Source organism: Variovorax sp. P1_H12_2 (assembly GCF_056405335.1).
In genome coordinates this window covers 1-14,239 of record NZ_JBFUCI010000137.1, presented here as the reverse complement: position 1 = coordinate 14,239, position 14,239 = coordinate 1, and the positions used below count along the sequence as shown (strand labels likewise).

At 68.5% G+C, this 14,239-nt stretch carries 16 protein-coding genes; 4 read left to right on the top strand and 12 right to left on the bottom strand.

Annotated elements, in window-relative coordinates; all coding sequences use genetic code 11:
* Positions 1-48 precede the first annotated feature (48 nt).
* Complete coding sequence (locus AC1D2K_RS15675; protein WP_478089755.1) at positions 49-657, top strand: c-type cytochrome; 609 nt, start codon at positions 49-51, stop codon at positions 655-657.
* Positions 658-729: 72 nt separating this feature from the next.
* On the opposite strand, the gene AC1D2K_RS15670 is transcribed toward AC1D2K_RS15675, so the two are convergent.
* The 4 genes from AC1D2K_RS15670 to AC1D2K_RS15655 all read right to left on the bottom strand — a co-directional run bounded on the left by AC1D2K_RS15670 (position 730) and on the right by AC1D2K_RS15655 (position 3,647).
* Positions 730-1,275, bottom strand: coding sequence for a DUF2946 family protein (locus AC1D2K_RS15670; RefSeq protein ID WP_478089754.1), 546 nt, complete (start codon positions 1,273-1,275; stop codon positions 730-732).
* A 127-nt stretch (positions 1,276-1,402) separates the two neighbouring features.
* Positions 1,403-2,374 carry a YheT family hydrolase gene (locus tag AC1D2K_RS15665; RefSeq protein ID WP_478089753.1) on the bottom strand — a complete coding sequence of 324 codons (972 nt, stop codon included), beginning with the start codon at positions 2,372-2,374 and terminating at the stop codon, positions 1,403-1,405.
* 3 nt (positions 2,375-2,377) lie between these two features.
* A complete protein-coding gene (locus AC1D2K_RS15660; RefSeq protein ID WP_478089752.1) occupies positions 2,378-2,830 on the bottom strand; it encodes a YybH family protein in 453 nt (150 codons plus the stop codon).
* Between the two features lie 52 nt (positions 2,831-2,882).
* The gene (locus AC1D2K_RS15655) at positions 2,883-3,647 is read right to left on the bottom strand and encodes a hypothetical protein (RefSeq protein ID WP_478089751.1); all 765 of its coding nucleotides are present in this window, start codon (positions 3,645-3,647) and stop codon (positions 2,883-2,885) included.
* A gap of 45 nt (positions 3,648-3,692) precedes the next feature.
* On the opposite strand from AC1D2K_RS15655, the gene AC1D2K_RS15650 reads away from it, so the two are divergent.
* Genes AC1D2K_RS15650 through AC1D2K_RS15640 form a run of 3 tightly spaced genes read left to right on the top strand, consistent with a single transcriptional unit; the run spans position 3,693 to position 5,786 of the window.
* Complete coding sequence (locus tag AC1D2K_RS15650; RefSeq protein WP_478089750.1) at positions 3,693-4,289, top strand: LemA family protein; 597 nt, start codon at positions 3,693-3,695, stop codon at positions 4,287-4,289.
* 16 nt (positions 4,290-4,305) lie between these two features.
* The gene (locus tag AC1D2K_RS15645) at positions 4,306-5,229 is read left to right on the top strand and encodes a TPM domain-containing protein (protein WP_478089749.1); all 924 of its coding nucleotides are present in this window, start codon (positions 4,306-4,308) and stop codon (positions 5,227-5,229) included.
* Between the two features lie 2 nt (positions 5,230-5,231).
* Positions 5,232-5,786 carry a TPM domain-containing protein gene (locus AC1D2K_RS15640; RefSeq protein ID WP_478089748.1) on the top strand — a complete coding sequence of 185 codons (555 nt, stop codon included), beginning with the start codon at positions 5,232-5,234 and terminating at the stop codon, positions 5,784-5,786.
* Between the two features lie 59 nt (positions 5,787-5,845).
* Here AC1D2K_RS15640 and AC1D2K_RS15635 read toward each other — a convergent pair whose 3' ends face one another.
* The 8 genes from AC1D2K_RS15635 to AC1D2K_RS15600 all read right to left on the bottom strand — a co-directional run.
* Complete coding sequence (locus AC1D2K_RS15635; RefSeq protein WP_478089747.1) at positions 5,846-7,012, bottom strand: Gfo/Idh/MocA family protein; 1,167 nt, start codon at positions 7,010-7,012, stop codon at positions 5,846-5,848.
* A gap of 134 nt (positions 7,013-7,146) precedes the next feature.
* Positions 7,147-8,109 (bottom strand): substrate-binding domain-containing protein, encoded by a 963-nt coding sequence (locus AC1D2K_RS15630; protein ID WP_478089746.1) that lies wholly within the window; start codon positions 8,107-8,109, stop codon positions 7,147-7,149.
* 53 nt (positions 8,110-8,162) lie between these two features.
* A complete protein-coding gene (locus AC1D2K_RS15625) occupies positions 8,163-9,176 on the bottom strand; it encodes an ABC transporter permease (protein WP_478089745.1) in 1,014 nt (337 codons plus the stop codon).
* The gene (locus AC1D2K_RS15620; RefSeq protein ID WP_478089744.1) at positions 9,154-10,647 is read right to left on the bottom strand and encodes a sugar ABC transporter ATP-binding protein; all 1,494 of its coding nucleotides are present in this window, start codon (positions 10,645-10,647) and stop codon (positions 9,154-9,156) included. The genes AC1D2K_RS15625 and AC1D2K_RS15620 overlap by 23 nt, the downstream gene beginning before the upstream one ends.
* A complete protein-coding gene (locus AC1D2K_RS15615; protein ID WP_478089756.1) occupies positions 10,644-11,816 on the bottom strand; it encodes an ROK family protein in 1,173 nt (390 codons plus the stop codon). Before AC1D2K_RS15615 ends, AC1D2K_RS15620 begins: the two co-directional genes overlap by 4 nt.
* A 300-nt stretch (positions 11,817-12,116) precedes the next feature.
* On the bottom strand, positions 12,117-12,536 hold the full coding sequence (locus tag AC1D2K_RS15610; RefSeq protein WP_478089743.1) for a F0F1 ATP synthase subunit epsilon: 420 nt from the start codon (positions 12,534-12,536) through the stop codon (positions 12,117-12,119).
* A gap of 9 nt (positions 12,537-12,545) precedes the next feature.
* Positions 12,546-13,961: a F0F1 ATP synthase subunit beta gene (atpD, locus tag AC1D2K_RS15605; protein WP_478089742.1), complete on the bottom strand. Its 1,416-nt coding sequence runs from the start codon at positions 13,959-13,961 to the stop codon at positions 12,546-12,548.
* 43 nt (positions 13,962-14,004) lie between these two features.
* Positions 14,005-14,239, bottom strand: a 235-nt coding sequence (locus tag AC1D2K_RS15600; RefSeq protein WP_478089741.1) for a F0F1 ATP synthase subunit gamma, incomplete at its 5' end; no start/stop codon positions are given.

Below are 14,239 nucleotides of genomic sequence, written 5' to 3'. Positions count from 1 at the left end.
CTATAATCCGCGGTTGATCCAAAAAAAGCCCCCGATACTGAGGACGCAATGAGCGACGCACCGCACAACCAGGCCGCAGAAGAAGCCCACACCGGCCCGATCAAGAATCCGAAGCAGCTCCTGCTCGCGGTATTTTTCTCCTTCATCGTTCCGATCCTGATCATCGTCGGCCTGGTCTCGTTCGTCGTGTCCGGCACGCACCCCTCGGGTTCGGAGCAGGGCGAAGGCATGTCGCTCTACGGTGTTTCCAAGGACGTGCGCGATCGCGACATCGCCGATCGTCTCAAGAAGGTCGGCTCGATCGAGATCCGCGACACCAATCGCCCGCTCGCCACCGGCGAAGCCGTGTTCAAGGCCCAGTGCATCGCCTGCCACGGCGCTCCGGGCATCCCGGGCGCTCCGCACCAGGGCGATGCCGCGGCCTGGGGCCCTCGCATCGGCCAGGGCTACGCCACGCTGCTGGAGCACGCGCTCAAGGGCAAGGGCGCGATGCCGGCGCAAGGCGGCGGCGACTTCGAGGACACCGAGATCGGCCGCGCGGTGGTCTTCCTGGCCAACGCCGGCGGTGCCGCGTTCCCGGTGCCCGAACGGGCGGCCGCAGCAGCCCCCGAAGGCACGGCGGCGGCCGATGCGGCCCCAGCGGCGGCTGGCAAGTAGTTCGCATCTCACCTCTCAGCAAAAAGCCCGCGCGATGCGGGCTTTTTTGCGTTCTGCGAGCGGCGTTTCCGCTCAGGGCGGCGGCGTCGGATGCGCCGGCTGGCCCGCCGCCGGGCTCAGCACGTGCCCGAAACGGGCCGGAAGATCCTCGGCGCGGACGCTCTCAGGCACCCAGCGCCCCTGATCGATGGCCTCGGCCGCCAAGCCGACGTCCTGCGTGTGGACCAGGCCCAGTCCGATGTCGGCGACCAGATACAACTTGCCGGCGTCGTCGAGCAGGCAGGCCGTGGGTTCGATCGGCCGGCCGCTGTGAGACGTGACCGAGAAGTCCTCGGCCACGCGCCAGATCCACGGCGCGGCCTCGAGTTCGACATACACCCGCTGCGGCCCATTCTGGAAGAACCACTGGCCCTGCTCGTCGTGCTCGTAGTTGCGCTGGATGAAGTCGATCAGCTTGTCGTGGCGCAATTGCGAGCCCTTGGCCTGCACGAACGGCCCCATGGCCTGCGTGCCGTCATCGCGCATGAACCAGTTGCCACGCGCATCCAGCCCGAGCCAGCCGTAGCAGTGCGGCACGTTGGGCCATTTGGCCAAGGCCTGTTTGACGATGTCGTCCATAAAACATATTTTGCTCCCAGGCGACGCGGACTTCTACGTGGGCCGCCGCGGAACCGGCTCTGCCGGGCCGCCGGGGGCGCCCCCTGAAAGGGGGTGGGCGGCTACACGCAGTGAGCCAACCTGGGGGTTAGCTCAGCTTCAACCAGTTGACCACTCGCTCGGGCATGGCGCGGACATGGCCGGGGGGCGCGCCGAACGGAAAGCCCACGTGGCCGCCGTGGACGGGCTGCCACAGCGTCACGTGGCTGCCGACATCTTCCTGGCGCGGCAGGCTGGCCCCCGGCACGAAGGGGTCGTTGACCGCATTCACTGCCAGCGCCGGAATCCGGATCCGGTGCAGGTGCGGCTTGGCCGAGCCGCGGTGCCAGTAGTCGTCGGTGTCGCGGAAGCCGTGCAGCGGCGCGGTGAACACGTCGTCGAAGGCATAGAGATCGCGGGCCGCGAGCAGCTTCTCGCGGTCGAACAGGCCTGGATGCTGGGCCAGCTTGGCCAGCGCCTTGGGCTTCATGGTCGACAGGAACATGCGCGTGTAGACCAGCCGGTTGAAGCCGCGGCCGATCGCGGCGCCGCCGGCCGCCAGGTCCAGCGGCGCCGAGATCGAGGCCACCGCGCTCACCAGCTTCGAGGCTTCGCTGCCGGCCTCCTCGGCCCAGCGCAACAGCGCGTTGCCTCCGAGCGAAATGCCGGTCGCCCGCATGGGTTGCGCGGGGTCCAGCTGCTCCCGCAGCCGCGCAAGGATCCAGCCGATCTCCTCGAAGTCGCCCGAGTGGTAGGCCCGCGGCGCCAGGTTGAGCTCGCCGCTGCAGCCGCGGAAATGCGGCACGGCGTAGTCCCAGCCCTGCGCGTGCGCGAAGGCCCCGAAGACTTCCGCGTAGTGGCTGCGCGACGACCCTTCGAGGCCGTGGAACAGCACCAGCAGCGGCCGCGGTCCCGCCACGGCGGCATCCAGGAAGTCGACATCGATGAAGTCGCCGTCGGGCGTGGTCCAGCGCTCGCGCCGATAGTCGGGCAGCGGCACCTCGGCGCGCCGGGCATACAGCGCGGGCCAGATGGTTTGCAGGTTGCCGCCGGGCAGCCAGCGTGGCGCGACGTATTGCATGGTTCAGTGCAGCGTCTGCGGCACCTCGCCGGCATCGCCGGGCTCGTGCGCGCTGCCGGGGCTCGCGTGGTGCGCGACCATGCGCCAGCCCTGCGCGGTGCGGTGGTACACGTTGGTGGCCAGCACGAAGGCATGGCGCGGCCCCTCGGCCGTCAGCACCTCGATGCGCTCCAGCACGTTGTGGACCGCGCTGGCGAGCGACTCGACCTTGCGCACGCGCGCCGGCGTGGCCTGGATCGTGCCGTTGCCGAACATGTGCTCGAAGGCGGCGCGGATCGCCTCCGCCCCGACCAGCCTCGGGCCGCCGGGATGGACGCAGAAAACCTCTTCCTCGTCGGCCCAGCAGTTCATCAGGGCGTCGACGTCGCCGCGCTGCAGCGCTTCGTAGAAAGCGGCCTCGACGTCGTCGGCGGTGCCGCCGATGGCGTTGGCGCGGAGTTTGGCTTTGGTGGACATGGGTGGTGCTGCCGGAAGTAGCGATTTTGCCTCGGTCGCGTGACCGCCGTGTTCAGGGAGGCGCAGCCACCCAGCCTTCCACGACCGCACGCAATTCGCCTTGGGCGGCCCGCCACACCAGCTCGGGCGCGGCCACGTGCACGCCGGGCGGGGCGAGGCGCAGAGCGATGTCGATCAGTTCGGCCACCTTGGACGCCCGCACCGGCTGCTCGCTGGGCGGCACCATGAAGCGGGCGATCGACAGCATCCAGGCCGCCAGCCGCTCGCCCGGGTTCGCGAAGCGGACCGGCGCCGGCTTGCGCGCCGAGCGCACCAGCAGCACGCGCTCGAAGCCCAGCGCCACCACGCCCTGCTCGTCGAGGTTGGCCAGTCCGTGCTTCAAGGCCTCCGGCAGCCGGCCCTGGTCGTGCGGCAGGACCACCGCCAGCGTCTGCACGCCGCAGGCGCGCAACCAGCCCGCCAAGGCCGGCAATTGCGCGGGCTCGGGGGTCCACAGCGCGCGCTCGCGGTCGTAGTAGAGCCGCGGCGGCTCGAACAGCACCAGCGCGGTGTCGGCCCTGACCAGCGGCCATTGCGCGATCGGCAGCGCCGGCGTCAGCACGGTCTCGACGCCGCGCAGGCCGTCGCGGATCGGCTCGCGCGCCAGCACGATGGTGTGGTCGAAGCGATGGCGGCCGGCCAGCCGGCGCACCAGCTCGTGGCCGAGCGCGCCGGTCGCGCCGGCGATCAGCAGCGTGCCCTTCGGCGGGCCGCCGTCCGAGCCCGGCACCGGCCTGCGGTGCGCGGCCTGCAGGGCCTGGAGAGGATCGATCGCCATCCATCTATGCTACCTTTGCCGACTTCGCACAGAGAGGGTTCGGACATGTTGAAACGCTGGCTTCTGATCATCGTCGCGGCGCTGTCGCTCACGGGCTGCGGCTACAACGACTTCCAGCGGCTCGACGAGGCCAGCAAGTCGGCCTGGAGCGAGGTGCTCAACCAGTACCAGCGGCGCGCCGACCTGGTGCCCAACATCGTGGCCACGGTCAAGGGCGAGGCCAACTTCGAGCAGGAGACGCTGACCCGCGTGATCGAGGCGCGCGCCAAGGCGACCTCGATCCAGGTCTCGCCCGAGACGCTCAACAATCCCGAGGCCTTCAATCGCTTCCAGCAGGCGCAGGGCGAGCTGTCGGGCGCGCTGTCGCGCCTGATGGCGGTGTCCGAGCAGTATCCGAACCTGAAGGCCAACCAGGCCTTCCGCGACCTGCGCGTGACGCTCGAAGGCACCGAGAACCGCATCACGGTGGCGCGCAACCGCTTCATCCAGACGGTCCAGGAGTACAACGTGCTGGCCCGCAGCTTCCCGACCAACCTGACGGCCAAGGTGATGGGCTACGCGCCCAAGCCCAACTTCACGGTGCAGAACGAAGCCCAGATCTCGACGCCGCCGACGGTCGATTTCAGCGCGCCGAAGAAGTAGGCGACGCGCCCCCCTCATGACAGCTGTCCGCATCCGGCAGGCGCTGACGGCCCTCTTCCTGATGGCGGTGGCGCTGTTCGGCGCCCAGGCGCAGGGCCTGCTGCCGGTGCCCGCGCTGAACGCGCGCGTGATCGACCAGACGGGCACGCTGAGCGCGGCCCAGCGCAGCGCGCTCGACGCCAAGCTGCAGGACTTCGAGCAGAAGAAAGGCTCGCAGATCGTGGTGCTGATGGTCGCGACCACCCAGCCCGAGGACATCGCGAGCTACGCCAACCGGGTCGGCAATGCCTGGAAGATCGGCCGCAAGGCGGTCGGCGACGGCATCCTCGTGGTGGTGGCCAAGGACGACCGCAAGATGCGCATCGAGGTCGCGAAGACCCTCGAAGGCGCAGTGCCGGACCTTGCTGCCGCGCACATCATCGACGAGGCCATGAAGCCTCGCTTCCGGCAGAACGATTTCGCGGGCGGCCTCGACGCGGCGGTCGACCAGCTCATGGCGCGCGTCAATGGCGAGGCGCTGCCCGAGGTCGATGCGCGCGGCGGCGACTTCGGCGACGGCCAGGGCTCCGGCCGCGGCTTCGACTGGCAGGACCTCGGCATCTTCCTGTTCGCCGCGGTGCTGGTGGGCGGCCCGATCGCGCGCCGCATCCTCGGCAAGATCCCGGGCTCGCTGGCGCTGGGCGGCCTGACCGGCGTCGTGGTGATGGTGCTCACATCGAGCCTCGTGATCGCGGTGCTGGCCGGACTGGGCGCCCTGCTCTTCACGCTGCTGTCGATGGCCTTCGGTGCCGGCCCGTCCATCGGCCGCCGGGGCGGTGGCGGTTTCGGCGGCGGCGGCTGGGGCGGCGGTTCGTCTTCGGGCGGCGGCGGCGGTGGAGGCGGCTTCAGCTCCGGCGGCGGCGGCGATTTCGGCGGCGGCGGCGCCTCGGGAGACTGGTAGCCATGGCATCGCCCTCTTCTTCTTCATCTTCTTCATCCTCCCCCTCGCTGTTCGCGCGCCTGGGCCGCCTGTGGCGCCACCGCTGGACCGACGAGGCCGACGTGCGCCGCGCGCTGCCGGCCGAGCTGCTCGAGCGCCTGACGCGCCGCGTGGCGGCCAGCGAGCGGCGCCACAGCGGCGAGATCCGCATCTGCGTCGAGGCCGGCCTGCCGCTGTCCTACCTGTGGCGCGGCGCACCGGCGCGCGAGCGCGCGATCATGCTGTTCGGCAAGCTGCGCGTGTGGGACACCGAGCACAACAACGGGGTCCTGATCTATCTGCTGCTGGCCGAGCACGCGATCGAAATCGTCGCCGACCGCGGCATCGATGCCCGCGTCGACGCCGAGCAGTGGGCCGCGATGGCCCAGCGCATGGGCGCCGCCTTCCGCGAGGGGCGCTTCGAGGACGGGCTGACGCAGGCGCTCGAAGAGGTCTCGGCCCTGCTGGTGGCGCACTTTCCGCTGGCCGAAGGGCAGGCGGATCGCAATGAGCTGCCGGATGCGCCGGTGGTGCTGTAGGGGCCTGCGAATCCTGCACGTCCAGCCGCCGGCGATTCACCGCATGCGCCGCGTCGAGGCTACCAGCCTGTCCACTTGAGCGCGCTGGCCGCCGAGGCCACGGTGCGTTCGATGAAACGCACGCCGCGCGCGCCCTCTTCCACGCGCGGATAGTCGGCGGCAAGCGGATCGGCGGGCCGGCCTTCGAGCCGGGCGCGGATGTCCGCCGCGATTCCGCCATACACATTGGCGAAGGCCTCGATGAAGCCTTCCGGATGCCCGCTGGGCAGCCGGCTCGCGCGCCGCGCCGATTCGCAGAGCCACGGCGAGCCGCGCGTGAGGATGCGCTTCGGGCCGTCGTGTGGCAGATGCGTCAGCTCGCTCGGCTGCTCCTGCCGCCAAACGAGCGTGCCGAGCGTGCCCGAGACGCGCAGTCGCAAGTCGTTCTCCAGGCCGGTGTTGATCTGCGACGCGACCAGCACGCCGCGCGCGCCGCCGCGAAAACGCAGCAGCAGGCTGCCGTCGTCGTCCAGCGGACGGCCCGGCACCAGCGAACTCAAGTCGGCGCAGAGGCTCTCGATCTCGAGTCCCGTGACGGTTGCCACCAGGTTCTCGGCATGCGAGCCGATGTCGCCGATGGCGCCGGCCGCGCCGCTCTTCGCGGGGTCGCTGCGCCAGGCCGCCTGCTTGTTGCCTTCGCCCTCGAGTCGCGTCGCGAGCCAGCCCTGGTTGTATTCGACCACCACCTTGCGGATCTCGCCGATGTCGCCCGAGCGCACCATCTCGCGCGCCTGGCGGACCATCGGGTAGCCGGTGTAGTTGTAGGTGACGCCGAACACCGTGCCCTGCTTCGCCACCGCTGCGACCAGCGCATCGGCCTGTTCGCGCGTGTGCACCATCGGCTTGTCGCAAACCACATGGAAGCCGGCCTCGACGAAGGCTTGGGCCACCGGAAAGTGGACGTGATTCGGCGTCACGATCGAGACGAAGTCGATGCGCTCTCCGGCCGGCCGCTGCAGTTCATCGGCGAGCAGTTCGCGCCAGTCGCCGTGGTTGCGATCGTCCGCCAGGAACAGGTCGCGCCCCGAGGCCAGGGCCTTCTCGGCGCTCGAAGACAGCGCGCCGGCCACCAGCTCGATCTGGCCGTCGAGCGCGATCGCCTTGCGGTGCACCGCGCCGATGAAGGCGTCGCGCCCGCCGCCGACCATCGCGTAGCGCAGCCTGCGTGAAAAAGTGTCGTGTGTCATGCAGTTTCAAGCGCCGCGAAGCGCGCCCTTGGTGGAACACCGAGGAACCGGCTTTGCCGGGCCTCTGGTGTTGCCCCCGGTAGGGGGTGGGCGCCCGGACACGAAGTGCCGGGCAACCTGGGGGCGAGCAACAGTCAGAAAGGCGAATCGGGGTGGTAGAAGGATTTCGCGTTGTCCTTCGTGATCAAGACCGAAGGAATGATCGTGGTCGCCGGCAGCTTCTCGCCCTTCAGCCGCGCCTCGGCCGTGAGCTTGATCGCGTCATAGATGAATTTCGGCGAGTAGCTCACGTCGGCCTGGATCCGCGGGTCCTTGCCGTCCATGATCGTCTTGACCATGCCCTTGGCGCCCGCGCCCCCGAACACCAGCAGGATGTCGTCGCGCTTGGCCTGCTCGATGGCCTTCAGCACGCCCACCGCCATGTCGTCGTCGGCGGCCCAGATGGCGTCGATCTTCTTGAAGCGCGTCAGGTAGTCCTGCGTGACCTTGAAGGCATCGTCGCGGTTCCAGTTGGCGTACTTGGCATCCAGTAGCTTGATGTCCGGGTAGTTCTTGAGCACGCTGTTGAAGGCGTCCATGCGCTCGTTGTCCAGCGTGGTGGCGATGCCGCGCAGCGCCACGACATTGCCCTTGCCGCCCAGCTTCTTCGCGATGTACTCGGCCGGTATCTTGCCGAAGGCGGTGTTGTCGCCGGCGACGTACGCGTCCTGGGCGCTGGTGTCGGTGAGGCCGCGGTCGACCACCGTGACGTAGGTGCCCTTGGCCTTGACCTGGGCCACCGGCTTGGTGAGCGCGGCCGACTCGAACGGGAAGATCACGAGCGCGTTGATCTTGCTCACGGTCGACAGATCCTGCAGCTGGTTCGCCTGCTCGGGCGCGTTGGCCGCGGTCTTGATCGTGATCTTCAGGTCCTTGTGCTCTTTCTCGAGGTCCTTCTTGGCCTGGTTGGCCCAGTAGTTGATGCCGCCCATGAAGCTGTGCGTGGCCGCCGGGATCGACACGCCGAGGTTGACCGGCTCGGCGGCCAGGGCCGGGAGGGCCGCGAAGCTCGCGGCGGCGACGGCGCTCAGCGCCAGGCGTCGGGTGACGGATTTCATGCTTCTTGTCTCCTGTGGTGAATGAACTTGAACGAACGAGAAACGGTTGCGGCCTAGCGCCGGCCGCGCTGAAGAAACGCCACGACGATGATCACGATGCCCTGCACCGCGGCGTTGAGGTACACGCTGATGATGCTGGTGAGGTTCAGGATGTTGCTGATGACCGAAAGCAGGATCGCGCCGATCACCGTGCCGGTGATGCTGCCCGCGCCGCCCTTGAGCGCGGTGCCGCCGACGATCACGGCCGCGATCGCCTCCAGCTCCCACAGCAGGCCGGTGGTCGGCGAGGCCGAACCCAGCCGCGGCACGTAGAGCAGCGTCGCGATGCCGACGCAGACGCCGAGCAGCACGTAGGTCATGATCTTCACGTGGTCGACCCCGACCGCGGCATAGCGCGCCACCTGCTCGTTGGAACCGATGGCCTGCACGTAGCGGCCATAGGCGGTGCGGTTGAGGATCAGGCCGCCGATCACCGCCACGACGAAGAACACCCACACCGGCACCGGGATGCCCAGCAGGCTCGCGTAATACACCGGCGCATAGAGGTCCGACAGCTCGTTGTCGAGCGTCAGCGCGCCGCCGTCGGCGAAGTAGGTCAGGTAGGCACGGAAGATGCCGAGCGTGCCGAGCGTCACGATGAAGGGCTCGATCCGGCCCTTGGTGATCAGCAGGCCGTGCGCGAGGCCGAACACCCCGCCGAGCAGCACCGCGAGCAGAGCGCCCAGCAACACCGCCAGCAGCGGCGATCCGAGCGCCGGGGCCATCGCGTTGATGAACATGATCACGCAACCCGCGATCAGCGCCGCCATCGAGCCGACCGACAGGTCGATGCCGCCCGAGATGATCACGAAGCACATGCCGACCGCGATGATGCCGATGAAGGCGGTGCGGGTGAGCACGTTCATGGCGTTGTCGAGCGTGGCGAAGTCGCCGTTGAGCAAAGTGCCCGCGATGCACAGCAGCACCAGCCCGATGACCGGGCCGAAGCCGTGCAGGCGCTCGGTCCAGCGCGGGCGGGTGACCGGGCGGTGCGCGGCCTGGGCGCTAGGAAGCGGTTCCGGTGGCATGAGCGATCAAGTCCTCTTCGGTCAGATGTTCGGCATCGAGCGTGGTGACCAGGCGGCCCGCGCGCATCACAGCGACGCGGTGGCACAGGCCGATCAGTTCCATCAGCTCGGAAGAGACGACGATCACGGCCAGCCCCTGGCGGGCCAGGCGCTGGATCAGGAAATAGATGTCGCGCTTGGCGCCGACGTCGACGCCTCGCGTGGGCTCGTCGAGCACCACCACTTTCGGTTGCGGCTGGAGCACCTTGGCCAGCGCCAGCTTCTGCTGGTTGCCGCCCGACAGCGACGAGGCGCGCGCATCGAGGTCGCCGGTGCGGATGCCGTAGTCCTTCACGGCTTCGGCCAGCGCAGCGCGCTCGGCGTCGGGCTTCAGCCACGGCTGCGCATAGCGTTCGAGCGCCATCAGCGTGAGGTTCTGGCGCAGTCCGAGATTCACGTGCAGGCCCTTGCCTTTGCGGTCCTCGCTCAGGTAGGTCAGGCCGTGCCTCGCGGCGTCGCGCGGGTTGCGGAAGCTGCGCGCCCGGCCTTCGATCTCGACCGTGCCGCTCGCGGGGCGCAGCCCGAGCAGGCCTTCGAAGAGCTCCGTCCGGCCGGCACCGACGAGCCCGGCGAAACCGAGGATCTCGCCCGGACGCACCTCGAAGCTCGCGTTCTGCGCCCAGCCGGGCACGGAGAAATCCCGCACCTTCATGGCCGGCGCCGCCGCCGCGACGACCGCATCGCGCGGCGGATAGAGGTCCGCGAGTTCGCGCCCGACCATCAGGTTCGCCATCTGGTGGCGCGTGACCTCGGAGGTGGGCGACCGGGCCACGAAGCGGCCGTCGCGCATCACGATCACCTCGTCGGTCACTTGCTCGACCTCGTCGAGCTTGTGCGAGATGTAGACGATGGTCACGCCGTCGGCGCGCAGCTGCGCGATCAGCTTGAACAGGCGCTCGGTCTCGCCGGGCGTCAGCGTGGCGGTCGGCTCGTCCATGATCAGCAGCCGCGCGTGGCGCGAAATGGCCTTGGCGATCTCGACCAGCTGCTTCTCGGCCACGATCAGCCGCCGCACCTTGGTGGCCGGGTCGATCTCGAGCCCGACTTCGGCCAGCGCACTGGCCGCATCGCGCTCCATCGCAACGTCGTCGAGCAGCCAGCCCTTCTTCTTCTCGTGGCCGAGGAAGATGTTCTGCGCCACCGTGAGGTCTTCGGCGAGATTGAACTCCTGGTGGATCAGCACGATGCCCAGCGCCTCGGCCTCGCGCGAACTGGCGAACTGCTGCGGCTCGCCGTTCACCTTCAACGTGCCGCCGGTCAGCGACTCGTAGCCCGCAAGCATCTTCATCAGCGTGGACTTGCCGGCGCCGTTCTCGCCCAGCAGGCCGTAGACGCGGCCCGGTGCGAGCGAGAAGCTCACGCCATGCAGCACCTCCACCGGGCCGAAGGCCTTCAAGACGTTGTCGAACTCGACCGCGACGGAACTCTTCATGATGGCGCCACCCCGCGCACTTTGAGCGTCTCCTGCATGGCGAGCACGCCGGCGCCGATCAAGCCGGCCTGCGCACCCAGCGGCGTGTACTGGATCTCCAGGTGCCGCGTCGACAGCGCCAGCGAGCGCTGGTAGACACTTTGCCGCACGGCGGCGAGGAACAGCGGCCCGATGCGCGTGATGCCGCCGCCGATGAACACGTGCGACGGATTGAAGAAGTTCACGATCGACGCCAGCATCTGGCCGATCAGGCTGCCGGCGCGTTGCACGATGGCATTGGCGGCAGCGTCGCCGGCACGGCTGGCCTGGCCGACGTCGACGGCCTCGATGCGGCCCTGCACCCGCAGGCACTCGGCCAGCGCGGCGCTCTCGCCGGCTTCGGCGGCCTGCACCGCCATCCGCGTGATCGCCGGGCCGGCCGCCATCGCCTCGACGCAGCCCAGGTTGCCGCAGTGGCAGCGCGGGCCCTCCTGGTCGACGCAGATGTGGCCGACGTCGCCCGCCGATCCGGCGGCGCCGCGGTACACCTCGCCGTGGCAGACGATGCCGCAGCCGATGCCGGTGCCGACCTTGATGACCAGGAAATTGGAARGCGACCGCTTCAGCCGCCAGAGCTCGCCGAGCGCCATCAGGTTGACGTCGTTGTCGACGAACACCGGCGCGGCGTAGTCCTCGCGCAGGTAGTCCCGGATCGAGAAGCTGTCCCAGGCCGGCATCAGCGGCGGGTTCACCAGCTGCCCGATGTCGAAGTTGACCGGGCCCGGCACCCCGATGCCGATGCCGAGCACCTGCCTGGCCTCGAAGCCGACCCGGGCGAGCAGGTCGCGCACCAGCACGCGCACGCGCGCCAGCACCACGCCCGGACCTTCGCGCACATCGGCCGCTTCCGCGTGATGCGCAAGCACCTGGAGGTCGAGTCCGAGCACCGCGACGTCGAGGCTGGTGGCGCCGATGTCGACGCCCACCACGACACCGAGGCCGGCATGCAGCCGGAGGTTTTCGGGCCGGCGTCCGCCGGACGATCGCTGCAGGCCCGCTTCGGCGAGCAGGCCCTGCTCGACCAGGCCGGCGATCAATGAATTGGCCTTGCTCTTGGAGAAGCCGAGTTGCTCGGCGATGCCATGGCGCGACCCGCCGGCCGACCAGAAGGTGGTCTCCAGCAGAAGCATCTCGTCCGCGGTCAATCGGCTCCAGGGGGCCAAGTGCGTGTCTCCGTCATTGTTCTTCGGCGCTGCCGGCCTGTGAGCCATGCAGCGAAGCGAATACTAGAGCCGGCGCTTAAGCCCAACAAGTCTGAACTTCGGCCAAATGAAGGCCGAAGCTCAGTCTCAGCGGTTCCCAAAAAGCAAAAGCCGCCCGAAGGCGGCTTTCTTTTCCAGAAACACCGCAGAACCGGCTTTGCCGGGCCGCTGGTGKTGCCCCCGGTAGGGGGTGGGCGGCTACACGAAGTGAGCCAACCTGGGGGCGAGCTATTTTTTCTGGCGGTACTTGCGCAGCGCTGCCAGCTGAGCAGCCATCACCGTCAGTTCCGACTGAGCCAGCGCGATGTCGATGTCGGTCTTGGCGTTCTTCAGCGCTTCCTCGGCCGCGGTCTTGGCGGCGTTGGCCTTCTCGTCATCGAGGTCCTTGCCGCGGATCGCGGTGTCGGACAGCACGGTCACCGTGGTGGGCTGCACTTCGAGAATGCCACCGGCCACGAAGACGAATTCCTCGCCGCCGTCGGCCGTTTCGATGCGCACCGCGCCGGGGCGGATGCGCGTGATCAGCGGCGTGTGGCGCGGGTAGATGCCGAGCTCGCCGGCTTCGCCGGGCAGAGCAACGAACTTGGCCTCGCCCGAGAAGATCGACTCCTCGGCGCTGACCACGCTGACGTGAATGGTGCCTGCCATGGGGATTCCTTAAGCGACCTTCTTGGCCTTTTCGAACGCTTCGTCGATGCTGCCCACCATGTAGAACGCTTGTTCCGGCAGGTGATCGCATTCGCCGGCGATGATCATCTTGAAGCCGCGGATGGTCTCGGCCAGCGGCACGTACTTGCCGGGCGAGCCGGTGAACACTTCAGCGACGTGGAAGGGCTGCGACAGGAAGCGCTGGATCTTCCGTGCGCGGGCCACGGCCAGCTTGTCGTCGGGGGCCAGTTCGTCCATGCCCAGAATGGCGATGATGTCGCGCAGTTCCTTGTAGCGCTGCAGCGTGCCTTGCACGGCGCGGGCCACTTCGTAGTGCTCCTCGCCGACGACCAGCGGGTCGAGCTGGCGCGAGGACGAGTCGAGCGGGTCGATGGCCGGGTAGATACCGAGCGAGGCGATGTCGCGCGACAGCACCACGGTGGAGTCCAGGTGGGCGAAGGTGGTGGCGGGCGACGGGTCGGTCAAGTCGTCGGCGGGGACGTACACGGCCTGGATCGAGGTGATCGAGCCGACCTTGGTCGACGTGATCCGCTCCTGCAGGCGGCCCATTTCCTCGGCCAGCGTGGGCTGGTAGCCCACGGCGGAAGGCATCCGGCCCAGCAGTGCCGACACTTCGGTACCGGCCAGCGTGAAGCGGTAGATGTTGTCGACGAAGAACAGGACGTCGCGGCCTTCGTCGCGGAACGACTCGGCGATGGTCAGGCCGGTCAGCGCCACGCGCAGACGGTTGCCCGGGGGCTCGTTCATCTGGCCGTAGACCATGGCCACCTTGGACTCGCCGAGGTTCTCCAGGTTCACGACGCCGGAGTCGGCCATCTCGTGATAGAAGTCGTTGCCTTCGCGGGTGCGCTCACCGACGCCGGCGAACACGGACAGGCCCGAGTGCGCCTTGGCGATGTTGTTGATGAGCTCCATCATGTTCACGGTCTTGCCGACGCCGGCGCCGCCGAACAGGCCCACCTTGCCGCCCTTGGCGAACGGGCAGACCAGGTCGATCACCTTGATGCCGGTTTCGAGCAGGTCCTGCGAGGGCGAGAGTTCGTCGTAGGCCGGGGCCTTGCGGTGGATCGAGGCGGTCAGCGCCTGGTCGACCGGGCCACGCTCGTCGATCGGCGCGCCGAGCACGTCCATGATGCGGCCCAGCGTCGCCTTGCCCACCGGCACGGTGATCGGGGCTTGCGTGTTGGTCACGATCAGGCCGCGGCGCAGGCCGTCGGAAGAACCGAGCGCAATCGTGCGAACCACGCCGTCGCCGAGCTGCTGCTGCACTTCGAGGGTCAGTGCGCTGCCTTCGAACTTGAGCGCGTCGTAGATCTTCGGCATCTTGTCGCGCGGGAATTCCACGTCGACCACGGCGCCGATACATTGAACGATCTTGCCTTGAACTGCTTCTGCTTGAGCCATGTCTGCTCCGATAAAAATTTAAATCTGTTGAGGGCCGAAAGGCTCAGACGCCGGCGGCCGCCGCRGCGCCCGAGACGATTTCCGACAGCTCTTTGGTGATGCCTGCCTGGCGAGTCTTGTTGTAGACCAGCTTGAGTTCGTCGATCACGTTGCCCGCGTTGTCGGTCGCGGCCTTCATGGCCACCATCCGGGCCGAGTGCTCGGACGCCATGTTCTCGGCCACGGCCTGGTACACCAGCGATTCGACATAGCGCACCAGCAGCTCGTCGATCACGCTC